This is a genomic window from Phenylobacterium sp. (genome assembly GCF_046290725.1).
Taxonomy (GTDB): domain Bacteria; phylum Pseudomonadota; class Alphaproteobacteria; order Caulobacterales; family Caulobacteraceae; genus Phenylobacterium.
Window position 1 is genome coordinate 659790 of sequence record NZ_JBKBUH010000002.1, and the last position, 22225, is coordinate 682014.

Annotated in this window: 21 protein-coding genes; 9 read left to right on the forward strand and 12 right to left on the reverse strand. The window is 70.2% G+C overall.

The window, feature by feature from the left end; translation table 11 throughout:
* Positions 1–48: 48 nt before the first annotated feature.
* A complete protein-coding gene (locus ACK41C_RS14520; RefSeq protein WP_409655698.1) occupies positions 49–1146 on the reverse strand; it encodes an NADH:flavin oxidoreductase in 1098 nt (365 codons plus the stop codon).
* A gap of 124 nt (positions 1147–1270) precedes the next feature.
* On the opposite strand from ACK41C_RS14520, the gene ACK41C_RS14525 reads away from it, so the two are divergent.
* Positions 1271–1633: a hypothetical protein gene (locus ACK41C_RS14525; RefSeq protein ID WP_409655699.1), complete on the forward strand. Its 363-nt coding sequence runs from the start codon at positions 1271–1273 to the stop codon at positions 1631–1633.
* A 302-nt stretch (positions 1634–1935) separates the two neighbouring features.
* On the opposite strand, the gene pdxA is transcribed toward ACK41C_RS14525, so the two are convergent.
* From pdxA to lptF, 5 genes are read right to left on the reverse strand one after another with little or no spacing between them, the layout of a single operon-like run.
* Positions 1936–2949, reverse strand: coding sequence for a 4-hydroxythreonine-4-phosphate dehydrogenase PdxA (pdxA, locus tag ACK41C_RS14530; RefSeq protein WP_409655700.1), 1014 nt, complete (start codon positions 2947–2949; stop codon positions 1936–1938).
* The gene (locus ACK41C_RS14535; RefSeq protein ID WP_409655702.1) at positions 2946–4274 is read right to left on the reverse strand and encodes a peptidylprolyl isomerase; all 1329 of its coding nucleotides are present in this window, start codon (positions 4272–4274) and stop codon (positions 2946–2948) included. Before ACK41C_RS14535 ends, pdxA begins: the two co-directional genes overlap by 4 nt.
* A gap of 59 nt (positions 4275–4333) precedes the next feature.
* On the reverse strand, positions 4334–6622 hold the full coding sequence (locus ACK41C_RS14540; RefSeq protein ID WP_409655703.1) for an LPS-assembly protein LptD: 2289 nt from the start codon (positions 6620–6622) through the stop codon (positions 4334–4336).
* 46 nt (positions 6623–6668) lie between these two features.
* Positions 6669–7772, reverse strand: a complete 1104-nt coding sequence (locus tag ACK41C_RS14545) for an LptF/LptG family permease (RefSeq protein WP_409655705.1) — start codon at positions 7770–7772, stop codon at positions 6669–6671.
* Complete coding sequence (gene lptF / locus ACK41C_RS14550) at positions 7769–8923, reverse strand: LPS export ABC transporter permease LptF (protein ID WP_409655706.1); 1155 nt, start codon at positions 8921–8923, stop codon at positions 7769–7771. Before lptF ends, ACK41C_RS14545 begins: the two co-directional genes overlap by 4 nt.
* 155 nt (positions 8924–9078) lie before the next feature.
* Between lptF and ACK41C_RS14555 the strand changes: the two genes are divergently transcribed.
* From ACK41C_RS14555 to ACK41C_RS14570, 4 genes are all read left to right on the forward strand, one after another.
* Complete coding sequence (locus tag ACK41C_RS14555) at positions 9079–10560, forward strand: leucyl aminopeptidase (RefSeq protein ID WP_409655707.1); 1482 nt, start codon at positions 9079–9081, stop codon at positions 10558–10560.
* Between the two features lie 296 nt (positions 10561–10856).
* A complete protein-coding gene (locus ACK41C_RS14560) occupies positions 10857–11552 on the forward strand; it encodes a hypothetical protein (RefSeq protein WP_409655708.1) in 696 nt (231 codons plus the stop codon).
* The gene (locus ACK41C_RS14565) at positions 11549–12010 is read left to right on the forward strand and encodes a DNA polymerase III subunit chi (protein WP_409655709.1); all 462 of its coding nucleotides are present in this window, start codon (positions 11549–11551) and stop codon (positions 12008–12010) included. Before ACK41C_RS14560 ends, ACK41C_RS14565 begins: the two co-directional genes overlap by 4 nt.
* Complete coding sequence (locus ACK41C_RS14570) at positions 12007–12336, forward strand: peptidase inhibitor I78 (RefSeq protein ID WP_409655710.1); 330 nt, start codon at positions 12007–12009, stop codon at positions 12334–12336. The genes ACK41C_RS14565 and ACK41C_RS14570 overlap by 4 nt, the downstream gene beginning before the upstream one ends.
* Positions 12337–12339: 3 nt before the next feature.
* Here the strand turns inward: ACK41C_RS14570 and ACK41C_RS14575 are convergent, their stop codons facing one another.
* The 3 genes from ACK41C_RS14575 to ACK41C_RS14585 all read right to left on the reverse strand — a co-directional run bounded on the left by ACK41C_RS14575 (position 12340) and on the right by ACK41C_RS14585 (position 16576).
* The gene (locus ACK41C_RS14575; protein ID WP_409655712.1) at positions 12340–13692 is read right to left on the reverse strand and encodes a M20/M25/M40 family metallo-hydrolase; all 1353 of its coding nucleotides are present in this window, start codon (positions 13690–13692) and stop codon (positions 12340–12342) included.
* Between the two features lie 161 nt (positions 13693–13853).
* Positions 13854–14660 carry an ion channel gene (locus tag ACK41C_RS14580; protein ID WP_409655713.1) on the reverse strand — a complete coding sequence of 269 codons (807 nt, stop codon included), beginning with the start codon at positions 14658–14660 and terminating at the stop codon, positions 13854–13856.
* A gap of 41 nt (positions 14661–14701) precedes the next feature.
* Positions 14702–16576: an ABC-F family ATP-binding cassette domain-containing protein gene (locus tag ACK41C_RS14585; RefSeq protein ID WP_409655715.1), complete on the reverse strand. Its 1875-nt coding sequence runs from the start codon at positions 16574–16576 to the stop codon at positions 14702–14704.
* Between the two features lie 135 nt (positions 16577–16711).
* On the opposite strand from ACK41C_RS14585, the gene ndk reads away from it, so the two are divergent.
* The gene (ndk, locus tag ACK41C_RS14590) at positions 16712–17131 is read left to right on the forward strand and encodes a nucleoside-diphosphate kinase (RefSeq protein WP_409655716.1); all 420 of its coding nucleotides are present in this window, start codon (positions 16712–16714) and stop codon (positions 17129–17131) included.
* 193 nt (positions 17132–17324) lie between these two features.
* Positions 17325–17561 carry a hypothetical protein gene (locus ACK41C_RS14595; RefSeq protein WP_409655718.1) on the forward strand — a complete coding sequence of 79 codons (237 nt, stop codon included), beginning with the start codon at positions 17325–17327 and terminating at the stop codon, positions 17559–17561.
* 7 nt (positions 17562–17568) lie between these two features.
* Here the strand turns inward: ACK41C_RS14595 and ACK41C_RS14600 are convergent, their stop codons facing one another.
* Together ACK41C_RS14600 and ACK41C_RS14605 are read right to left on the reverse strand one after the other, a co-directional pair.
* Complete coding sequence (locus ACK41C_RS14600; protein ID WP_409655720.1) at positions 17569–17772, reverse strand: hypothetical protein; 204 nt, start codon at positions 17770–17772, stop codon at positions 17569–17571.
* 144 nt (positions 17773–17916) lie between these two features.
* Positions 17917–18843 (reverse strand): DMT family transporter, encoded by a 927-nt coding sequence (locus tag ACK41C_RS14605; RefSeq protein ID WP_409655721.1) that lies wholly within the window; start codon positions 18841–18843, stop codon positions 17917–17919.
* Positions 18844–19249: 406 nt separating this feature from the next.
* On the opposite strand from ACK41C_RS14605, the gene ACK41C_RS14610 reads away from it, so the two are divergent.
* Both ACK41C_RS14610 and ACK41C_RS14615 read left to right on the forward strand, forming a co-directional pair.
* Positions 19250–20470 carry a CoA transferase gene (locus ACK41C_RS14610; RefSeq protein WP_409655723.1) on the forward strand — a complete coding sequence of 407 codons (1221 nt, stop codon included), beginning with the start codon at positions 19250–19252 and terminating at the stop codon, positions 20468–20470.
* On the forward strand, positions 20467–21246 hold the full coding sequence (locus ACK41C_RS14615; protein WP_409655725.1) for an enoyl-CoA hydratase/isomerase family protein: 780 nt from the start codon (positions 20467–20469) through the stop codon (positions 21244–21246). Before ACK41C_RS14610 ends, ACK41C_RS14615 begins: the two co-directional genes overlap by 4 nt.
* 3 nt (positions 21247–21249) lie before the next feature.
* Here ACK41C_RS14615 and ACK41C_RS14620 read toward each other — a convergent pair whose 3' ends face one another.
* A complete protein-coding gene (locus ACK41C_RS14620) occupies positions 21250–22143 on the reverse strand; it encodes an EamA family transporter (RefSeq protein ID WP_409655728.1) in 894 nt (297 codons plus the stop codon).
* Positions 22144–22225 lie beyond the last annotated feature (82 nt).

The window sequence follows — 22225 nt, forward strand, 5'->3', positions numbered from 1 at the left end:
CTTCGGGCCTGCGAGCCTCGCCCGGCGGCGCGGCCGCGGCAAGGCCTGCTATTCCGCGGGCTCTTCCACCGCCACGAAGCCCTTCCAGGTCTGCATGTAGTCGATGAAGGCCGGGCCCAGCCCCTCATCGCGCAGGTGCTGGCGGGTGACGGGCAGGGCGGTCGCTCGGAAATCCGGGTCGGCCGCCACCCGCTTGGGGAAGTCGTGGTGCAGGATGGCGCCGCGGCCGATCAGCACGAAGTCGGCGCCGGCCTCCAGGCAGGCGCGCGCCTGCTCGGCCGTGGTGATCTTGCCAGCCACGCCCAGCCGCGTGTCGCCGCGCGGAAGCTCGGTGAAGTAGGAGATCAGCGGCCGGCCCTGGAAGGCCTCCTCCACCGGCTCCTTCGCCACGTCCCACAGCGACATGTCGAGATAGTCGATGAGGCCGCAGGTCATGGCCTGCTCGGCCACCTGGCGGATCTCCGCCAGCTTGAGCCCGAAGCGCTCGGGCGACAGCCGCAGGCCGAGGTTGAAGCTCTCGCCGCAGCGGTCGCGGATCCCCTGCAGGATCTCGAACAGCACCCGAGAGCGGTTCGCCAGCGACCCGCCGTAGCGCCCGGAGCGGCGGTTGATCTCCGGCGACAGGAACTGGGCGAGGATGTAGCCGTGGGCGCCGTGCACCTCCACGCCGTCGAACCCCGCGCGCCTGGCGCGGTCGGCGGCGTCGACGAAGGCCTGGACCAGCCATTCGACCTCGACGTCGGTCATGGCGCGGGCGCCGGTCTCGGCGTCCTCCGACGGGCACATAGGGGCCTGGCCGATCAGGTCCTTGGGCGAGCGCATCCCCGCATGGTGGAGTTGCACCACCGCGAGGCTGCCCTCGGCCTTGATCGCGGCCGCCAGCCGGGTCAGGCCCTCAAGGTGATCGTCGGAGAAGATGCCGAGCTGGCCCGGGAAGCCTTGACCCTCGCGCTGGACGTGAGCCGCGCAGCTCATGGTCAGGCCGAACCCGCCCTTGGCCCGCAGGGTCAGCCAGCGGAACTCGTCCTCCGACAGCCGCCCGTCGGGGTGGCTCTGCAGGTTGGTCAGGGGCGCCAGCATGAAGCGGTTCTTCATGGCCGGCCCATGGGCGAAGGTGAGCGGCGCGAACAGGTTGGGCGCTGGCACGGTGCGGATCCCCGACGAACGAATGTTTGAAAATGAACTAGGGGCCAATATGCTCCAGGGCAAGGGCGCGCCTCGAACGCGCCGCAATCGCAGCTCAGGCTTCGGGCCTGTCAGGAGACTCGCCATGCGGTCGACATGGGCCATTTGCGCGGTTGCGGCCTTCTGGGCGAATTCGGCCGCGGCCGAGGAGGCGATCGCCACGGCTTCTCGCGCGGACGCGCCGCCCGCCGTCTCGGAGACCGCCGCCCAGATCGACCGCTGGATCGCCGACTCGCCGGCCGTGGCGCGCGACGACGAACGGCTCGAGGCGCCGCGCCGCGTTCATGGCGAGGTGGCGGTGGGCGTCGGGACCGGCGGCTATCGCCACGCCCACGTGGTGACGCACATGCCCCTGGGCGAGAAGGGGCAGGTCACCATCGCGCTCAGCAAGACCGACTATGGCCGCGTGCGCTTCGCCCCGCCGCCGCCCCTGGCCGAGTTCCGCTGACCTGACGCCCCACATCCGCTCCTCCCGGCGAGGGCGGGACCCAGGTCGCCTCCTCCTCTCCCGCTTGCGGCAGAGGACAGGCCGTAAGGCCAGGTGAGGGCTCGCGGGGGAAGCCTGCGAGGGCGGCGAAGCCGCTGGCGCCGCAGGCGCCAACACCTGCCACGCTGCAATTTCTAGCGCCGCTTCGCGCCGCCCCCCGGGCGGCGGCCTTGGCTGCGCCTCGCCCTCACCCATCCTTCGGACACCCTCTTCCGCACAGCGGGAGAGGGGGGTGTAGTGCACGCCAAATGCGATAGCCGGCTCTAACCCTCGCCGTTTCGGCGGGCGGCGATCTCTTCGGCCATCCGCAGGGCCGCCAGCAGGCTGTCGGGCCGCGCCTGGCCGCGGCCGGCGATGTCGAAGGCCACGCCGTGGTCGGGAGAGGTGCGGACGATCGGCAGGCCCAGCGTCACGTTCACCCCGCCCCAGAAATCCAGCATCTTCACCGGGATCAGGGCCTGGTCGTGATACATGCAGAGCGCTGCGTCGTAGCGGGCGCGGGCGGCTTCGTGAAACAGGGTGTCGGCGGGGGCCGGGCCGGTCGCATCCACACCCAGCGCCTGCAGGGCGCGTACGGCGGGGACCACGATCTCCTGCTCCTCCCGGCCGATGGTCCCGGCCTCGCCGGCGTGCGGATTGACGCCGGCCACGGCCAGCCGAGGCGCCGACAGGCCGAAGTCGCGGCGCAGGGCTTGGGCGGTGACCAGGCCGGCGTTGACGATCTTCTCCACCGAAAGCTCGGTCCCCACCTTCGCCAGCGGGGTATGTACGGTCACCAGCGTGGCGCGCAGTCCGGGCGCGGCCAGCATCATCACCGGGCCCCGTGCGCCGTCGTATCGCGCCGCGGCCGTCAGTTCGCCCAGGAATTCGGTATGGCCTGGGAAGGGGAAGCCCGCCTCATAGAGCGGCGCCTTGGCGATGGGGGCTGTGACCAGGGCGGAAATCGCCTTCGACAGCGCCAGTCCGACCCCGGTCTCGATCCATTGGACCACCGACCGCGCCGCCGTCGCCGAGGAATGACCCGCCACCACCGGCGCCCGCAGGGGCAGGTCGATCACCGGCAGGGCGTCTGCAAAGGCCTTGGCGCCCTCTTCGGGCGTGGTCACCCGCCGGACGATGGAGGCGCCCGAGCCGGACGCCGAGGCCAGGGACTGGTAGTCGCCCACGACGACGAACGCCGGGCCTTCGGCGCGTAGCCGGTTCCAGGCCTTGACCACGATTTCCGGCCCGATTCCGGCCGGATCGCCCAATGTCAGTCCGATGGGGCCTTGTTTCACCGCGTCTCGATAGTCGCCGAGGTCCTCAGATCCCGCATGTAACGCCTGGCGATCATGCTTAGCTGCTGACCATACAGCCGATTCTCGATCTGATCGGCGGTGAGATTTTCCGCGCCCGCCGCCCGTTTGCCGCAGACGGCCAGGACGTGCAGGCCGGCCTGGGTGCGGATCGGCTGCGAGAGCTGGCCGGTTTGCAGGGTCTGGGCCGCGTCGCGGAAGGCCGGAGCCAGGTCGGCGATCTCGGCCTCGCCCAGATCGCCGGCGACCACGCCCGGCATGCCGGCGGCGGCGGCCTCCAGATCGCCGCAGCCGGTGGCGCGGCTGCGCAGTTCGGTCAGTCGCTGGGTGGCGGCGGCCACCTGGTCGGCGCTGGCGGTCTGGGGCAGGGCGACGGCGGCCTGCTTCAGGTTCACCACCGTCGCGCCGGCGCCCGAGCGCTTGTCGCGCAGATAGATGATGTAGACGCCGTCGCGCACCGGGATCGGCTGGGACAGCTGGCCCGGCCGCATCTGTTCGAGCGCGGCGTCCACCTCGGCCGGCATTTCCCCGGCGGTCACCCAGCCGGCGTCGCCGCCGTTGGCCGCGGTGGCCGAGGCGGAGAACTGGCGAGCGACCGCGGCGAACGGCGCGCCCTGCTGCATCTGGGCGACCAGCTGCTGGGCGCCTTGCAGGGCCACCTGGGGGCCGCCCACGCGGTTGGAGTCGATGAACACCTCGGCGATCTGGTACTGCGGCTTGGAGGCGGCGGCGGCCATGCGCTGCTGCACCGCGCGCACCTGGTCCTCGCCCACCCGCAGGCGCGAGCCGTAGCGCCCGCGGATCCACCGCTGCCAGCTGATCTGGGCGCGGATCTGTTCCTTCAGGGTGTCGATCCCGATGCCCTGGGCCGCCAGGCTGGCTTCGAACTGCTGGCGGTTCATGCCGTTGCCCTGGGCCATTTCGGCCAGTTCTTCCTCCAGCTCCTCGTCGCTGGCGATGATGTCGATCTTCTGCTCGCGTTCCTGGTGACGCAGTTCCTGGATCTGCAGCCGCTCGTCGACCAGGGAGATCAGCGCCTCGCGCTGGAATTGGGCGATGTTCTGCTGGGTCGGCTGGATGCCCGAGGTGGCGATCAGCAGGCGCATGCGCTGCGCCAGGTCGTAGGTCGAGATGATGTCGTCGTTGACGACGGCGGCGACGGCCTCGCTGAAGCCGGGCGCGGCCGCCGGCGCCTGGGGTTCGGGCGCGACGGCCTGGGCCCAGGCGGGCGCGGCGCCCGTGGCGAGGGCGGCGGCCAAGGCCAGGCCGCGGGCCGAGCGGCCCGTGACTTTACGCGCGCGGTTCATGGAGTGACGTCTTCCTCAAGTATCTGAGCATGCGCTCGGCCCGGGCGGGGCCGCGGTTTTCATCTGCCATATAACGGTTCACCCAATGTGGCGAGCGTTAGGCGGACCGTGACGGAGTCGGAGGGGCCGAGGCGGCCGATCACCGTGTCTTCCCGGCGATAGATGATGTCCACCCGCGTGCATTCGTCGCGGTAGACCACGCCGATGTCGCGGATCACCCACGCTTCCTGCACGAGGTCGCGGTTGCCGTAGACGGTGACGCCCCAGTTCTTGGTCAGATAGAGCTCGCCGCCGACGTCGAAATTCTCGGTCTTGTCGCCGTTGATGTCGGTGTTGCTGCGCAGGTAGCGGAAATAGCCGCTGGCCCGGCGGGTATAGACATTGGCCCCGGCTTCGGCCCGCTCCACGTCCAGGCTGTCGCCGTCGAGGCGGGCGCGGGTGAAGACCCGCACGCCGGGCAGCGGCTGGGCGTCGGCCGCCACGATCCAATCCGAAGCGCGGTCGCGCAGGCCGGTGCGTTCGGCGAAGATCTCGTTGGGCGCGTCGCGGAACGACCGACCGACCAGCAGGCTGGCGCGCCGACCGTCGTCCCAGAACACCGAGGCGCGGCCGCCGACGTTCACGCGCACGCCGTCCTCATAGAGGTCGTAGCCGGGGAATTTGTTGGCGCGGAACAGGTTCGTCTCGTCGAACTCGAAGGCGATGGCGTCTTCGTTGAGATAGACCGTCTGGCCGAGCGCATTGCGGCCCAGTTCGATCTGCTTCAGGTCCGGCGAGGCGGCGAGCTGCACGATCGGTTCAAGAATCGCCGTGAAGTCACTGAATCTGCGGAAGAACGGATAGGTCACATCCACGCCCGCCACGCCCAGGCCGCGGGAGACCGAGCGCGAGGTGGGGCCGACGCCCACCACGCCGACCATGTTGTCGTCGAACGAATAGGCGTCGAAGCGCGCGTGCAGGAACGGGGCGACCCGCAAGCCCGCGGCCGAGGTGTAGGTGGCGCGCCAGTCGGCCTCGGCCGTGGCGCGGCGGCTGTCCAGTCCCGGCAGGCGGACGGTCGGGAAGTCGGGCGATTGTTCGCGGGTCAGGACCACGGCGCTCGCCCGCGTCCGCAGCCGCCCGCCGGCGACGGCCCCCGTGGGCTCGTAGCGCGCTTCCACCAGCGGCGCGGCGACGGGGAAGGTGCGTTCGTTGTCGCCCGGCCGCAGGCCCTGGACCGTAAAGGCGGCCGCGGAGAACCAGGACTGCTGGTCCTGGCGGGTGGCGTAGGCCTGCGAGATGAGCCGCCGATCGTCGGCGATGTAGGGACCGCGGGATTCGTAGACGTCGCCGATCTCGTACTTGTCGAACAGCAGGTCGTCGGACGACCGTTCCGCGGTGAAGCCCCAGCGCCAGTTCTCGTCGATGGCGAAGGCGCCCGAGGCCAGGATGTAGCTGCGCGAGGTGGCGTCGCCGAAGCTCTGCCCCTGGCCGTCGAAGTCGGTGTCGTAGGTGTAGCCCATCCGCGCGTCGATGGCGCCGGAATAGAACCGCTTCCTCGCATGCACATTGAGGAACGGGTTAACTTTGACGTTAAGTTGAGGACTTAGCGTGATGTCTGAATGTGGCGAGACGACCCAGACATAGGGTTGTTCGTAGGAGAAGCCGCGCCGGTCCGAGGCGGAGAACTTCGGCGGCAGCAGCCCCGACTTGCGCTCGGCCGTCGGGTCCGGGTGCCAGAAGATCGGCAGATAGGCGATCGGCTGCCCGAACACCCGGATCCAGGCGTTGCGGTAATAGACGAGCTGCCGCTCCCGGTCCTGGACGACGCGCTCGGCCTGGATCGACCAGGTCGGCGTCTTGGGCGTGGTTCCGTCCGGGGCGCAGATGTCGCAAGGGGTGTAGATGGCGCGGTTGAGCTCGTGCACCTGCTCGGAGCGGCGCACCGCGGTCCCGGCGGCCAGCTTCACGTTCTCGGGCAGGCGCGCGGCGAAACCGGTGGCGACGCCGGCCTTCATCTCCTCGTCCAGCACGATCTCGTCGGCGTACTCCACTGTGCCGTCAGGATTGAGGATCGCGGTATTGCCGCGAGCGCGGATCACGCCGGCGGCCTCGTCATAGACCAGCTCGTCGGCGCGCAGGGTGCGGCCGCGATAGCGCACCTCGACCTCGCCCCGTGCGGTGGCGGTCTGGCTCGCGTCGTCGCGGACCACCTGGTCGGCCTCCATGAAGAGGCGGTCCTCGCCCAGGCCGTCGGCCGGGGGCGGGGTCTGGGCGTGCGCCGAGGCGGCGAGCGCCAGCCATGCGGCGCCCGCGAGCAGGCCGAACTTGGCAGGGGCCGAACGCCCGCCGTTCCGGGTGAAAGCCAAGGGTCCCCTCATTGCGCCCCGAACCGCGCCTTCGCAGTCCGACGATTCATCCGTCTTCCGTGTAGCAGAGCAGGGCGACGCCCGACAGGAGGGCCACCATGGGCGGCGCCCAGGCCGCCGCGAACAGCGGCACGATGTCGGCGCCGGCCAGCGCGCCCGAGAACTCGTTGAAGAAGAAGACGACGAAACCAAGGCCGACGCCGGCCCCGGCCAGCCCCGCCAGCCCGCCAAGCCGCACCAGCCGCAGGGAGAAGGCCGCCGCCAGGATGGTCATGCCGGCGAACAGCACCGGCGTCGCCAGAAGCTGATGGAACTGCAGCCGGTAGCCTCGGGCGGAGAATCCCGCCTGCTCGGTCAGGCGGATCGCCGTCGGCAGGCGCCAGAAGGCCACCGATTCCGGCGCGGCGAACCGCTCCATGGCTGATTCGGCGTCCAGGGTGGAGCGGATCGACAGGCTGTCGGACTGCACCGAGCTTTCGCCGGCGCCGGCCTCACGCACGTCGGTCAGCCGCCAGAAGCCCGGCAGCAGCCGCGCCTCGGCCGCTTCCAGCCGCCGGCGGAATTCGGGGATTCCGTCCTGGTTCTTCTGGTACATGAACAGCGAGACGCCCTGCAGGCGCACGGTCCCGTCGACGATGTCGCGGTCGCGGGCGTGGATCACCATCTGGGTCCGCTCGTCGCCCTGGCGCAGCCAGACGTCCTCCGGCGCGTCGGTCAGGTAGTTCTCCATTAGGGCGGCCTGGGCGCGCTCGAACTCGGCGCTGGCCGCCGCCGCCAGCGGATTGAGCGCGGTCACCGCCAGCACCCCGGTCAGGAACGCGGCGCCCGCCGAGGGCAGGATGAACCGCCAGGCCGAGACGCCGGCCGCCCGCATGGCCACCAGTTCCGAACGCCGGTTCAGGCCCACATAGGCCCCCATCGCCCCGAACAGGAAGACGAAGGGCAGCAGCAGCAGGATCGTCGCCGGCGCCTGCAGGAGCGTCAGCCACAGGAGCTGCAGCAGGCTCACGTCCGCGCGGACGGCGATCTCCCGAGACAGGTTGACGAAGCTGACCAGCAGGATCACGGCGGAGATCACCGCCAGGGCGGCGCCCACGGCGGCGGCCATCCGTCCCATCACATAGCGCTCGAGCCGGCCCAGTCCCGTCACGCCGGCGCTCCGGAAACGTCGTGGGGACGGGCGATCCGCACCGGCTTCTTCCGCATGTCGATGAAGCGGTGGACCTTCTGCCGGAACACCCCGCGCAGGGCGAGGTAGGCCGCCGCCGTCGGCACGACGTACTGCAACACGTTCAGCCAGGCGCCGGACTCCGCCGCCGCCTGAACGATGAAGCCCGCGATCCGCACCATCACCGCCGCGGCGGCCAGGGCTGCGATCCGGCGGCCGTAGCCCAGGCGCGAGAACCCGCCGCCGATGATCGCCGACAGCGCCATGGCCATGAAGGCGATGTTGTAGAGCGGGGTGGCGAGCCGTGCGTGCCCCTCGGCCAGCAGCTTCAGGCGGTTGCGGCGCTCCCAGTCCTGTTGGAGGTCGGGGAAGAACAGCTCGTGCAGGTAGCGGTCCGAGGGCTTGTAGTGGATCAGCTCGCTGCTGGCCATGAAGGGGCCGAGGTCGAAGATGTACTCGTCGAAGGACAGGAAGTTCAGCACCCCGTCGCGGCTGAACTCCTGGTTGGAACCCTTCAGCATGACCAGCACAGGCCGGTCGCCCCGCTTGGCCAGGCGGCCCTGATCGGCCGTGTAGGTGGTGGCGCCTCCGCCTTCCTTCTCCTGATGGATGAAGAGGTTGCGGATCAGCCCGGTGGTGTCGACCGACTGGGCGTAGACCGTCAAACCCGGCGCCGGCTGGGTGAACTCGCCCTCCCGGATCAAGGTGGAGGCGAGGTCGGTGCGCACGTTGAACAGGGTCTGGCGCATCTCGCGCGCTGCGGCCGGCTGGATCCAGAGGTTCATGAAGAGCGCCAGCACCGTGACCATGGCTGCCAGGCGAAGGGCCGGCGCGATCACCCGCCAGCGGCTCATGCCGCCGGCGAAACAGACCACGATCTCCTGCTCGGTGTGCAGGCGGTTCAGCGCCACCAGCGCGGCCACGAACACCGCCACCGGCAGCACCATGTTGATCAGCTGCGGCATGGCCAGCAGGGTGACCTTGGCGAAGACCAGGGCGCTCTGGCGCTGGCTGACGATGATGTCGAGGGCCGAGAGGCTCTGGCTCAGCAGGGCCACCGCCGCCAGGGCGAGCGTCGCCAGCACGGTCGGGCCGAGAAGCTGGCGGAGCAGATAGCGGTCGATCAGCGGCATTCGAAGAAAATCGGCGGCGCCGGGGGATTTTTCGCGCCCCGGCCGAGAACCTGCTCTAAATCATGCGTCGTCGCGCCGCACAACCGTCGCAAGATCGCCGACGGATGTGGCCTTCCCCGGCGCAAGCCTCAAGATTGGTGCAGTTCGAGGGTCTTATGGAGATCGAATTCGTCGCGGCCGGCGCCGCTGTTCCGGAAAAGACGGCGCTCGCCGTGATCGCCTTCGAGGGCCAGCCGCTGGGCGGCGCCGCGGGCGAGCTGGACAAGGCCGCGGGCGGGGCCCTGGCCCGGGCGGCTGCGGCCTCGCGCTTCACCGGCGGCAAGGGACAGACCCTGGACGTGCTCGGCGCCGGCGCGGACGCCGCCCGCCTGGTGCTGGTGGGCGCCGGCAAGGCCGAGGCCTTCGACGACCTCGCCGCCGAGCATGCGGCGGCTGCGGCCTACAACGCGGTGAAGACTTCGGGCCTGACCACCCTGCGGGTAGTGCTGCCGACCGGTAAGGACTCCGCGGCCCCGCGGGCGGCGCTGGGCGTGCGCCTGGCCGCCTACCGTTTCGACCGCTACCGCACCAAGGAGCCGGCCGAGAAGAAGCCCTCCGTCGCCAAGGCCCAGATCGTGGCGGCCGACGCCGATGCGGCGCTTTCGGCGTTCGCGCCCTTCGCCGCTCTGGCGGACGCCGTGGCCTTCTCGCGCGATCTCGTCTCGGAGCCGCCGAACGTGCTCTATCCGGCCGAGTTCGCCCGAAGGGTGAAGGAGCTGGAGCGCCTCGGCCTCGAAGTCGAGGTGCTGGGCGAGCCGGAGATGAAGGAACTCGGCATGGGCGCCCTGCTGGGCGTCGGCCAGGGCAGCATCCGGGAAAGCCAGCTCGCGGTCATCAAGTGGTATGGTGCGGCCGACAAGTCGGCCCAGCCGGTGGCCTTCGTCGGCAAGGGCGTCTGCTTCGACACGGGCGGCATCTCCATCAAGCCCGCCGAGGGCATGGAGGACATGAAGTGGGACATGGGCGGCGCGGCCGCCGTAGCCGGCGTGATGCATGTGCTGGCGGGCCGCAAGGCCAAGGTGAACGCCATCGGCATCCTGGGCCTGGTCGAGAACATGCCCGACGGCAACGCCCAGCGCCCCGGCGACGTGGTCACCTCCATGTCCGGCCAGACCATCGAGATCATCAACACCGACGCCGAGGGCCGCCTCGTCCTGGCGGACGCCGTCTGGTACTGCCAGGATCGCTTCAAGCCGAAGTTCATCGTCGACCTCGCCACCCTGACCGGCGCGATCATCATCTCGCTGGGCAACGACTATGCCGGCCTGTTCTCCAACAACGACGAACTGTCGGGCAACCTGCTGGCGGCTTCCGAGAAGGAGGGCGAGCCCCTGTGGCGCATGCCGTTGCCGCCCCAGTACGACAAGAACATCGACTCGGTGATCGCCGACATGAAGAACACCGGCGGCCGCCCCGGAGGCTCGATCACCGCGGCGCTCTTCATCCAGCGGTTCGTGAACAACGTCCCCTGGGCGCACCTCGACATCGCCTCCACCGCCTGGAAGAAGCCTTCCTCCGTGCCGACGCTGCCCGAAGGCGCCACCGGCTACGGCGTGCGCCTGCTGAACCGCATGGTGCAGGAGAAGTACGAGGGCTAGGCTGACCTTTTCCTTCCCCTTCATGGGGCCGCTATCGTCGATGCTCAGAATGCTCAACCATTCCCTCTCCCGCCGTGCGGGAGAGGGTGTCCGGAGGACGGGTGAGGGCGAGGCGCAGCCGAGGCCGCCGCAGGCGGGCGGCGCGGAGCGTCGCGAGATTCTACGGGGATCGAAAGTTTGGCGCCGTCGGCGCCAGCGGCGGACGCCGCCCTCGCGGCTCGCGCCGCTCGCCCTCACCTGGCCTGGCGGCCTGTCCTCTCCCGCAGGCGGGAGAGGAGCACGGAGTTAATGAGGCCATGCGCTTCGTCCTGGTTCACAGCCCGCTGACCGGTCCGCAGGCCTGGGGGCCGACCGCCGCGGTGCTGGCCTCGCGGGGGTTCGAGGTCACTCGGCCGGCCCTGCCGCCATGGGCCGCCCTGGCCCCGCCCTTCTATCGCAGCCTCGCGGCGGTGACGGCGGCCCAGTATCTCGGCCAGGACGGCCCCTATGTGCTGGTGGTCCATTCCGGCGCGGGCGGGCTTGCGCCGGCGCTCGCCGCGACGGGCGGGGAGGTCGCCGCGGTGCTCTATGTGGATGCGATCCCGCCGCATCCCGGGCGAAGCTGGTTCGACACCGCCGCCGACGCCCTGGCCCAGTCCCTGCGCGACAAGGCCGAGGAAGGTTGCGTTCCGGCCTGGGATCAATGGTTTCCCCCCGATGCGCTGGGCAGCCTCCTTCCCGACGAGGCGCAGCGTAAGGCGTTTCTCGCCGGCCTCTCGCCAACCCCGCTCGCCTGGCTGGAGGAGCCGGCGCCGGAGGTCGAGTTGCCGGAGCACGTCGGCTGGGGCTTCCTGCGGCTTTCCAAGGCCTATGAGCGCGAGGCGGGCGAGGCGCGCCGGCTCGGCTGGCCGACCCTGCGCCGCGATCTCCACCACCTGGCTATGGCCACCCATCCGCAGGAGACGGTGGACGGCATCCTGGCGCTCACCCGGCTATTGGGCCTGAAGCCGTGAGCGAAACCGCTCCCTGCGAGGTCTGGTTCTACCACCTGGAGCGCACCGGGCTCGATCAGGCCCTGCCGGAGCTCCTGGAGAAGACCTTGGCCCGCGGCTGGAAGGCGGTGGTTCGGGCGCGGGAGCCGGAGCGGATCGAGCACTTGGACGGCTGGCTCTGGAGCTATCGCGACGACAGTTTCCTGCCGCATGGGCCGCTCGATGAGCCGGCCGCCGCGCGCCAGCCCATTCTGCTGACGACGGGATTCGAGAACCCGAACGGCGCCGACGCGCTTTTCCTGGTGGACGGGGCCGAGCCGGGCGAGCTTGCCGGCTACGCCCGTTGCGTGGTGCTGTTCGACGGTCGCGACGAGGCTCAGCTCGCCGTGGCGCGCAGCCAGTGGCGGGCGCTGAAGGACAGAGGGCATCCGGCCTCATATTGGCGCCAGCAGGCGCGCGGATGGGAGAAACAGGCATGAGACGGGCTTGGATCGTCGCAGCAGCTTTCCTGGGCGTGAGCGCCTGCGCCAGCGAGCTTCCGCCCGCCCCGGCCCCTGAGCCGCCAGCGCCTGCGCCGGCTCCGCCGCCGCCGGCCCCGCCGCCGCCCGAGCCCGATCAGTGCGGGGCCGCCGACGCCCAGAAATATGTCGGCCGCCCGCGCACCGAGATTCCGGTGCCGGTCAATCCCAGCCTGCAGCGGGTGGCCTGCACGACCTGCCCGGTGACGATGGACTATCACCCCCGCCGCCTGAACTTCTTCTTCGACGCGCAGACGGGGATCGTTAGAGAGGTGCGCTGCGGCTAGGAGCTATTGCTTTGCGGCCCAGGGCGAGATGAACGAACCCGCCGGCCCGGGGAACACCACCGGGCTCTCGTGACCGTCGGCGGAGACGGCCGAGACTCCGAAGAACCAGTCGTCGATCACCACCCCCTTCAGGGTCTCGGAGGTGGCGGACGTCTCGCGCATGTGCCGCCATTGCGGATCGACCGTATCGCGCCAGCGGATCCGATACTTCGCGGCGCCGGGAACGGCCTCCCAGCTCACCGTGGTGTCGGGGCTGACCGCGCCCTCGATCTTCACGCCCTCCGGCGGGGCCGGGGCGCGGGCCAGCGCGGCCATGGCCATCACGTTCAGGCGGGTCACGCGAGCGAGATAGGGAAAGTCCACCCCCTCGATCGTGTCGCCGTACTTGCGGCCGCCCTCGGTCCGCAGGTCCTGATGCTGGCGGTCGTAGTTCTCGGCGGCCTCGGTGATGCGCACGGCGGGAAAGCCGGCGGCCAGCATCTCCACTTGGTCGCCGCCGCGGCCGAAGCGGTCGGTGCGATAGACCATCATCACGTCCAGCCCGCCGAGATCCGCGCCCTGACGCTCGGCGAGGGCGTCGATGAAGCGGGCGAGATTGCGCGAAGGCGAGTCGACCTCCCCGCCGTTATATCGGCGCTGGTTGGCCTGTTCGGGCGTCTCGACGCTCTTGGTCCCCTCCGAGAAGACCCGCACCCGGTCGCGGACCACCTGGCCGCCCTGGCCCTGGGTGTTGCCGACGATGTCGTTGTTGAGGTTGGCCTCCACCCGCCAGCCGCGATCCTTGGCGAACTGGGCCAGCACCTTGCCGCCGTAGAGCCCCTGTTCCTCGCCCTCCAGGGCGGCATAGACCAGGGTGGCCGGGAACTTGTGCTTCGAAAGGATTCGGGCCGCTTCGATCACGGCCGCGACGCCGGAGGCGTCGTCGTTGGCGCCCGGCGCGTCGCTGACCGCATCCATCACGTCGGAGACGCGGCTGTCGATGTGTCCGGAGATGACGATCACCCGGTCTGGATCGGTGGTTCCCCTCTGGATCGCCAGGATCGCGCCGATCTCGGTCGGCTGGGGCAGGCGGCGTCCGGTGAAGGTCTGCTTGGGAACGGTGACCTCCAGGCAGCCGCCGCAGGCGCTGGAGATCGACTGGAATTCGGAGACCGCCCAGCGCTCCGCCGCGCCGATCCCCCGTGTCGGCGAGCTGCGGTCCGACAGCGTATGGCGGGTGCCGAAGCCGACCATGGTCTCGATGTCGGTCCGCAGCCGACTTTCCTGGACCTGACCGGCCAGCGCCGAAAGCTGCGGGTCGGGCGCGGCGGCGGCCGGGGTGGCGACGAGGATGGCGGCGAGCAGCAGGCGGCGCATAGGGGTCCCCCGAAACAGCCAGACGCCCTGTTTGCCCGTTCCGCGGCTCAGGCTCAACGCCGGTTGCGCCACCAGCGGCGGAGGATCGCGATTCCGGCCGGCGCCAGCAGCGCCAGCAACAGCAGCAGATAGACGATGCGGGCTTCGTCGGGCATGGCGGCCTATCGCAGATCCTCGTTGGGAATGTTGAGCTGTTCCCCGCAGGCCTTGCAATGCACGGCGTCCGGATCGTGTCGGTTCAGGCCGCAGGTGGGGCAGGGGAAGCGGACCTTGAAGGGTCGAAACAGCGCCTGGGCCAGACGTACCCCAAGCGAGATCCCCGACAGCATGATGAGGATCGACACCAGCTTGCCGCCGGGGCCGGGCAGGGTGATGTCTCCGAACCCGGTGGTGGTGAGGGTGGTTACGGTGAAGTAGAGGGCGTCGATATAGCCGGTGATGCCCGGGTGCACGTGAGCGTAGGCGGTGTAGACGAAGCCGGTGGCGATGAAGATGAAGGTGATCAGGTTCACCGCCGAGCGGGTCACGTCCTCCCAGCGCGTCTCGTCGTAGCGGCGGCCGATCGTCTCCCAGAAGAAGTCGGAATGGATCAGCGTCCAGAGCCGCAGGACCCGCAGGAAGGCCAGATTGAAGAGCCAGTGCGGGAAGAGCAGGGTCGTCAGGACGAACAGATCGAGCCAGGTCGAAGGCCGCCTCAGCCACTGGGCGACGCTCACGGTCGCGAGCGCCCGGGCGGTGATGTCGATCGCCAGGACGGCGGCCACGAAATAGTCCACGACCAGGAAGACCGGCGTCTCGCGGATGAAGGGCGAGGCGATGAAGAAGGCGATGAGGGTGATGTCGATGCCCAGCACGCCCAGTCGGAACCGCACCGCCCGCGGGCTGTGGCCGTGGTAGAGCTCCCGCAGCCGGACCCGGAGGCGGGGCAGCCAGCGGCGGCGGTCGGAGGGTGCGGCGTCGGTGGGCATGGGTCTCCGGCGAACTCTAACGCCCGATGTGCGATTCAGCCTCAGCCTTTCATAGCCTCATAGGCCTCGACCGCCTCCAGCCACTCCAACTCGGCGGCTTCGAGGGCCGCCTGAGCGGCCTCCCGGCGGCGGCCGAGGTCGGCAGCCTTGGCGGGGTTCTCGGCGAAGACGCCCGGGTCGGTCAGCGCCCTGTCGATGTCCGCCAGCGCCTGGCTTGCGCGCGCGAGCGCGGCTTCGGCGGCCTCCGCACGGCGGCGGGCGGGGCCAGTGGGGACCTTGGCGCGGGCCGGCGCCGGCTTCGGCGGCGGATCCGGTTCGGCGGCGCGGATCTGGGTGGGCGCCTTGCCGGCCTGCTTCGCGCGCTCCACGACGAAACGGGCATAGTCGTCCATGTCGCCCTCGAAGGGCTTGATCGTCCCGTCGGCGGCGAGCCACAGGCGGTCGGCCACCAGTTCCATCAGCGACCGGTCGTGGGTGATCAGGATGACTGCGCCCTGATAGTCGTTCAGCGCGTCCAGCAGGGCGCGTCGCGAGTCGATGTCGAGGTGATTGGTCGGCTCGTCGAGGATCAGGAGGTGCGGGGCCTCGGCGGCCACCAGGTTCAGGAGCAGGCGGGCCCGTTCGCCGCCGGACAGGTTCTCGACCCGCGTCTCCACCTTGGCCGCGCCCAGCCCATATTGCGCCAGGCGGGAGCGCCGTGCGGCCTCCGAGGCCTCGGGCATCTCGCGGCGGATGATGTCGAGCGGCGTGTCGTCGGGGTCCAGCGCCTCGATCTGGTGCTGGTGGAACCAGCCCACCTTCAGCCGCGCCGAACGGGCGAGGTGGCCGGTCATGGCCGGCAAGGCGCCGGCCACCAGCTTGGCGAAGGTGGACTTGCCCGCCCCATTCACCCCCAGCAGGCCGATCCGGTCGTCGAGGTCGAGCCGAAGGTTCATGCCCTTCAGGATCGGAACCCCGTCATAGCCGGTGGTCACGCCCTCCAGCCGCACCAGCGGCGGCGCGAGCGGGCGGTCGGGAGAGGGCAGGACGAAGGGGGTCGTGTGCTCGATGGCCACCGCGGAGACCGGCGGCAGCCGGGCCAGCATCTTGAGGCGCGACTGGGCCTGGGTCGCCTTCGAGGCCTTGGCCCGGAAACGATCGACGAAGGATTGCAGGTGGGCGCGCTGGGCCTCCACCTTGGCGCGCGTGGCCTCCTGCACCTTGGCCTTCTCCTCGCGCTGGCGCTCGAAAGCGTCGTAGCCGCCGGGATAGAGGGTCAGCTTGCCGTCGATCAGGTGCAGGATGTGGTCGCAGGAATTGTTCAGGATCTCCCGGTCGTGGCTGATCACGACGGCGGTGTGCGGGTACTTCTTGAGCCGGCTCTCCAGCCAGAGCGCGCCTTCGAGGTCGAGATAGTTGGTCGGCTCGTCCAGCAGCAGGATGTCGGGCTCTGCGAAGAGGGCGGCGGCCAGCGCCACCCGCATCCGCCAGCCGCCCGAGAACTCCGCCATGGGCCGCGCCAGGTCGTCCTGGCGGAAGCCGAGGCCCGACAGGATTTCCGCCGCGCGCGAGGGCGCGCGATCGGCGCCGATCTCCGATAGGCGGGCGTAGATCTCGCCCATCTGCTCGGGCTCGGCGGTTTCGAGCGCGGCGAGCAGGCGGTCGCGCTCCACGTCGGCGGCCAGCACGGTGTCGAGCAGCGGGACGGGCGTGGCCGGGTGCTCCTGGTCGACGGACGCCAGGCGGGCCTGCTTGGGATAGCCGATCTCGCCGTCGCCGGCGGGGAGTTCGCCCAGGATCAGCTTGAACAGGGTGGACTTGCCCACGCCGTTGCGACCCACCAGCCCCACCTTCGCGCCAGGCGGGACCGATACGCTCGCATGATCGAAGAAGCGGCGGCCCCAGGCGTCGAAGGTCAGGTCGTTGATCTGCAGCATGGCGAGCGCGGGGCCTTAGCAGAGGCCGGCCGCTTCGTCAGGCCCCCACGCTTGGCGGGGCTGCTTCTCGCCGCTATAAGCCCGCCACCCGCGCGGACGCGCGCCTCCCCAAGAATAAAGACGAAGCTCAGAGACATGACCGAACGCACCTTCTCGATCATCAAGCCGGACGCCACCGAGCGGAACCTGACCGGCAAGGTCAACGCGGTGATCGAGGACGCGGGCCTGCGCATCGTCGCCCAGCGCCGCATCCGCATGACCCGCGCCCAGGCCGAGAAGTTCTACGAAGTCCACAAGGAGCGCCCGTTCTACGGCGAGCTGGTCGACTTCATGACCTCTGGCCCCGTCGTCGTGCAGGTGCTGGAAGGCGACAACGCCGTGGCCAAGTATCGCGAGGTGATGGGCGCGACCAATCCGGAACAGGCCGCCGAAGGCACCATCCGCAAGCTCTACGCCAAGAGCGTCGGCGAGAACTCGGTCCACGGCTCCGACAGCCTGGAGAACGCCAAGATCGAGATCGCCCAGTTCTTCACCGACCAGGACATCGTCGGCTGATCTTCCGGAACGCTCTCGCCGCACGCGCGTTGAAGGCTGTGCGGCGACGAGCCCCCGACCGTCCTCTCGCAGGACGCGCCGCGCATACAGGCCCCGCTCGGGTTTCCGGCGGGGCCTGATCGTATCGGGGCCAAGTAGAAGGAGCGTTCCCATCCGCAAGAATCCGCCCCCCGTCACCGCCGGCGCCGGCGAGTTGAAGTTCTCCGGCTATACCGGCGAAGTCGACTACCAGATCACCGGCGTCCTTAAGTCGCTCGCCTCCGGGCGCAGCCCTCTGCGCGGCCTTCTGAGGACCGTTCCGGAGACGGCCGCCGCTCTTTTCAAGGCCGGCGAGGGCGCTCTGCGCCTGGACGATGGGCGCAGCTATCGCATCACCCTGCTGGGCTATTCGAGCGGCAGCGACACGGCCTATTTCGAGATCAGGCCTTAAGGGAGCCTCAGCGCGGCCGGGTCAGCTGGCTCGGCCGCAGGTGAGGCGAGTGGAACCGGTCGTAGTCGGGCGAGGCGACCCGGGCGACGGCGATCTGCAGGAGGATTTCCCCGTCCAACCCCTCGGGCGGGGATTCGCCGAACAGGGCCAGCCAGAGGCTTTCGGCCTCCGCGTGCACACGGCCTGCGCGATCTCTGGCTGCAAGGTTCATGCCCCCGGAACAGCAGCGACCCGGATGTGGTTCCCGGCGATTATGGTTAAAATTCGGTAGCTTGGGCTTCCGACTTAAGGCGCCGAAGGGGAATCTGCGGGATTCCAAACGCCTAACGGCAAACCTTCGCGCCGGCGTCCCAGGCTAGAAACCCCGCCTGCGCCGCTGTTCGCGGTAGAGCGTGTAGGCGCCCGAGGCCAGGATCACGCCAATCCCCAGCAAGGTCGCCCCATCGGGAACGGCGGCGAAGACAATGAGGCCGAGGAGGGTGGTGATCGGCAGTTGGGCGTAGGTGAAGGGGGCCAGCAATGAGGCTTCTGCCTGCCGGTAGGCGAGGATCATAAGCAACTGCCCGCCGGCATAGGCCAGGCCCATGGCGGCGGCGACCGCCACTTCGCGCGGCGAGAGCGGCGTGAACCAGAGCGGGGCGGCGAGGCTGAGGAGGATCAGACCGGTGAGGGCCGACCAGAGCAGGGTGGTCCGGGCGCGCGTCTGGGGCCCCAGCTTCCGCGTCAGGATCATGGCCGCGGCGCCGAAGGCGGCCGACGCCAGCGAGAACAGCGCGGCCGGCTGAAAGGCTTCTCCGCCCGGCCGCACGATGATCAGCACGCCCGCCAGGCCCAGCAGCAGCGACGCCCAGCGCCGGACGCCCACCTTCTCTCCAAGGAGCGGAATGGACAGGGCGGTGATGAAGGCGGGCGTGACGAAGGCGATGGCCGTCGCCTCGGCCATGCCCAGGCGACTGAGGCCAAGCAGGAAGAACGCCGCCGAACCCAGAAGGGCGAGGCCCCGCAGGATCTGCAATCCCGGCTGGTCGGCGTGGAACAGCCGCCGACCGCCCTGGGCCGCCAGGAGGATCGCCACCGCGGAAAGCGTGACGTAGCGCAGCCAGGTGATCTGCAGGGACGGCAGGGTCTGGCTCAGGTGCTTGGCGGCCACGTCCGAGAGGGAGAAGAGCGCGACCCCCACGACGATGAACGCGATGGCGCGGCCGGGGGACCCCGCGCCGCGCAGGCCCAGCAGCGGTCCTGAAGGCGGCGCGTCTCGCATTTCCGAGGCGCCTAGGGCCATCAATCGCCCTCCTCAAGAGGTTCCAGGACCGCGGTTTCGCCCGGGCGGGCGAGCAAGCGCGTCGGCCGGTCGCGGATCCACAGCCGGTCGACTTCGATCGCCTTCCACCCGGCAGGCAACACCCGCGTGGCGGCCGAGGCCCTGGACCGCGCGCTCGATCAGGCCGCGGGCGTCGCCGAGGACGAGATCGCGCCCCTCGCGCGCCAGACAGACGGCGATGCGGCCCTTGAAGCGGGGCGGGGCGGACGGCAGAGGCGGAAGCGGCGGATCGGGGCTGTGTTCGGCCATGGCGCACTCCTTGGGCGCAACAGCGTGTACTGCGCAGGCCGGTTCCCACCGCCGAGGCGCCGCGGCGTGAACTGGCGCCCAGGTCCGCCTTGGGTTAAGGCCGCGGCGGAGGAAACGCATGTATGATCTGCTGAAGGGGCTCCGGGTGGTCGAGGGATCGGCCTTCGTGGCCGGGCCGACCTGCGGGCTCTATCTCGCCCAGCTTGGCGCCGAGGTGATCCGCTTCGACAACATCGGCGGCGGACCGGACTTCCGCCGCTGGCCGCTCTCCGAGAACGGCGCCAGCCTCTACTGGGAGGGCCTGAACAAGGCCAAGAAGTCGGTGGCGCTGGACCTGTCGCGGCCCGAGGGGCGAGAGCTCGCCGCCCGCCTGGCCGCAGCGCCGGGCGAGGCCGGCGGCGCCTTCGTCACCAACTTCCCGGTGGAGGGTTTCCTCGCCTACGAAAAGCTGGCGGCGCGGCGGCCGGACCTGGTCTGCGTGCGGGTCATGGGCTGGGCCGACGGGCGCCCGGCGGTGGACTACACAGTCAATTCCGCGGTCGGTCTGCCGCTGATCACCGGCCACCCCGACGACCCCCGGCCGGTGAACCACGTGCTCGCGGCCTGGGACCTGCTGACCGGCGCCTACGCCGCCTTCGCCCTGGTCTCGGCGCTCAGCGCCCGCCAGCGGGACGGCCAGGGGCGGGAAGTGCGCATACCGCTCTCGGACATGGCGGCCTCCACCATGGCCAATCTCGGCTTCCTCGCCGAAAGCCTGGCCGGCGCCGACCGGCCCCGGATGGGCAACGACCTCTACGGCGCCTTCGGGCGCGACTTCCGGCTCGCCGACGGCCGCCGGATCATGCTGGTGGCGATCACGCCGCGCCAGTGGAAGGGCCTGCAGCAGGTGCTGGGCGTGGAGAGCGAGGTCGCCGCCCTGGAAGCCGAACTCGGCGTCTCCTTCGCCGCCGACGAGGGCCTGCGCTTCGAACACCGCGGGCGGCTGTTCCCGATCTTCGAAGCCGCCTTCGCACGCAAGTCGCTCGACGAACTGGCGCCGGTCTTCGAGGCCGAGGGGGTCTGCTGGGGACCCTATCAGCCGATGAGCCAGGCGGCCTCCGACCCGCGCCTATTTGCCGGCAACCCGGTGTTTGCCGAAATCGCCCATCCGAGCGGGCGCACCTATCCCGCGCCGGGCTTCGCCGCCACCATTCCGCAGGATGCCCGGGGCGCGCCGCGCGCGGCCCCACGGCTGGGCGAACATACCGACGAGGTCCTGGCCGAGGTGCTGGGCCTGCCCGGAACCGAGATCGCGCGACTGCATGACGCCGGCCTGGTGGCCGGCCCGGAGGGACGATGACGCAGACCATAGAGATCGCACAGCCGGCCGAGGGCGTCCGTATCGTGACGCTTTCGCGGCCGCAGGCGGCCAATGCGCTCAACACCCAGATGGGGCGCGAGCTGCTGGATCTGTGGACCCAGCTTTCGCAGGAGGCCTCGGTGCGGGTGGCGGTGATGACCGGCGCCGGCCGCTTCTTCTGCGCCGGCGCCGACCTGAAGGAACGCGACGGCATGACCGACGAGGCCTGGTCCGAGCAGCACGTGCTGTTCGAGACCATGATCCGCGCCCAGCTTTCCTGTCCGTTCCCGATCCTGGCGGCCGTCAACGGCGCGGCCATGGGCGGCGGCTGCGAAATGGCGCTCGCCTGCGACTTCGCCTGGGCGGCGGACGGCGCGCGGATGGGCCTGCCGGAAGCCGGGCTCGGCATCATCCCGGGCCTGGGCGGCACCCAGTTCGTCACTCGCGCGGCCGGCGAGCGGCGCGCCGCGGAACTGCTGATGAGCGGCCTGCCGATCGATGCGGCGACGGCCCTGGACTATGGCCTCGTCAACCGCGTGACGCCGGCCGACGAGCTGATGCCCCAGATCCTCGAGCTGGCCCGTGTCGTCGCCGCCAAGGCGCCGCTCTCGGTGCGGGCGCTGAAGAAGGTGGTGCGGGGCGGCGCGGCCTTGCCCCTCGATCAGGCCATGGATCTGGAGCTTTCGGAATACAACCGCCTCTTCACCACCGCCGACCGGCGGGAGGGCGTGGCGGCCTTCAACCAGAAGCGCACGCCGGTTTTCCGCGGGGCGTGAGGGTCAGGCCGGCGAGAGCCGCCGTTCCAGCCGCGGCCAGAAGATGTTGAGCGCGAGACCGCTCATCACCAGCGCCGCGGCCGCCAGCTTCCAGCCGGGCAGGGACTCGGCCAGGAAGATCGCCGAGGCGCCCATGCCGAACACCGGCACCAGCATGGCCATGGGGGTGATGGTGGCGGCCGGGTGACGGGCCAGCAGCCAGCCCCAGGCCGCATAGCCGAACAGGCTGTTGCCCACCGACTGCCAGAGCACGGCCGCCCAGGTGGCGGCGTCGGCCGCGCGTACGCCTTCCACTATGGCGGTGGGGCCTTCGAACAGCAGCGACAGGACGATCAGCGGCGGAACGGCGAACAGGCTCGACCAGACCACATAGGCCAGCATGTTGACCGTGCCGGCGGCCTTGGAGGCCATGTTGCCGCCGGCCCAGCTGGCCGCGGCGAACAGCACAAGCGCCAGGCCGAGCGGCGTCACCGTCGCATCGGTGTGGGCGACGATCACCACCAGGCCGATGGCGGCGAGGCCCAGGGCTGCGATCTGGAAGGTCCGCACCCGCTCGCGCGCCAGCCACATGGAGAGCCCGATGGTGAAGAACACTTGGGTCTGGACGACCAGCGAGGCGAGGCCCGGCGAGATGTGGCCGTTCATGGCGATATAGAGCACGCCGAACTGGCCCGCGCCGATCAGCACGCCATAGGCCGCCAGGTTGCGCCAGGGAACCGGCGGGCGCTTCAGGAAGAACACCGCCGGCAACAGGGCGAAGGTGAAGCGCAGCGCGGCGAAGGCCAGGGGCGGCAGGTGGTCCAGGCCGATGCGGATGACCACGAAGTTGGTCCCCCACACCGCCACCACGGCGAGCGCCAGGAGAAAGTGGGGCCAGGGCAGGGCGGCGCGGGTCATAACGCCTGCATAAGCCGCCGCGGCTTCGTCGCCAATAGGGAATTAGCCTATTGGCTAAACGCCTAAGCCTGCGGCGGATCGG

Coding starts and splice junctions, on each gene's coding strand:
- ACK41C_RS14615 (WP_409655725.1), top strand. CDS start 20,467: ATGACGCAGACCATAGAGATCGCACAGCCGGCCGAGGGCGTCCGTATC.
- ACK41C_RS14600 (WP_409655720.1), bottom strand. CDS start 17,772: ATGAACCTTGCAGCCAGAGATCGCGCAGGCCGTGTGCACGCGGAGGCC.
- ACK41C_RS14580 (WP_409655713.1), bottom strand. CDS start 14,660: ATGCCCACCGACGCCGCACCCTCCGACCGCCGCCGCTGGCTGCCCCGC.
- ACK41C_RS14605 (WP_409655721.1), bottom strand. CDS start 18,843: ATGGCCCTAGGCGCCTCGGAAATGCGAGACGCGCCGCCTTCAGGACCG.
- ndk (WP_409655716.1), top strand. CDS start 16,712: ATGACCGAACGCACCTTCTCGATCATCAAGCCGGACGCCACCGAGCGG.
- ACK41C_RS14575 (WP_409655712.1), bottom strand. CDS start 13,692: ATGCGCCGCCTGCTGCTCGCCGCCATCCTCGTCGCCACCCCGGCCGCC.
- ACK41C_RS14535 (WP_409655702.1), bottom strand. CDS start 4,274: ATGAACCGCGCGCGTAAAGTCACGGGCCGCTCGGCCCGCGGCCTGGCC.
- ACK41C_RS14555 (WP_409655707.1), top strand. CDS start 9,079: ATGGAGATCGAATTCGTCGCGGCCGGCGCCGCTGTTCCGGAAAAGACG.
- ACK41C_RS14610 (WP_409655723.1), top strand. CDS start 19,250: ATGTATGATCTGCTGAAGGGGCTCCGGGTGGTCGAGGGATCGGCCTTC.
- ACK41C_RS14525 (WP_409655699.1), top strand. CDS start 1,271: ATGCGGTCGACATGGGCCATTTGCGCGGTTGCGGCCTTCTGGGCGAAT.
- ACK41C_RS14585 (WP_409655715.1), bottom strand. CDS start 16,576: ATGCTGCAGATCAACGACCTGACCTTCGACGCCTGGGGCCGCCGCTTC.
- ACK41C_RS14560 (WP_409655708.1), top strand. CDS start 10,857: ATGCGCTTCGTCCTGGTTCACAGCCCGCTGACCGGTCCGCAGGCCTGG.
- ACK41C_RS14620 (WP_409655728.1), bottom strand. CDS start 22,143: ATGACCCGCGCCGCCCTGCCCTGGCCCCACTTTCTCCTGGCGCTCGCC.
- ACK41C_RS14570 (WP_409655710.1), top strand. CDS start 12,007: ATGAGACGGGCTTGGATCGTCGCAGCAGCTTTCCTGGGCGTGAGCGCC.
- lptF (WP_409655706.1), bottom strand. CDS start 8,923: ATGCCGCTGATCGACCGCTATCTGCTCCGCCAGCTTCTCGGCCCGACC.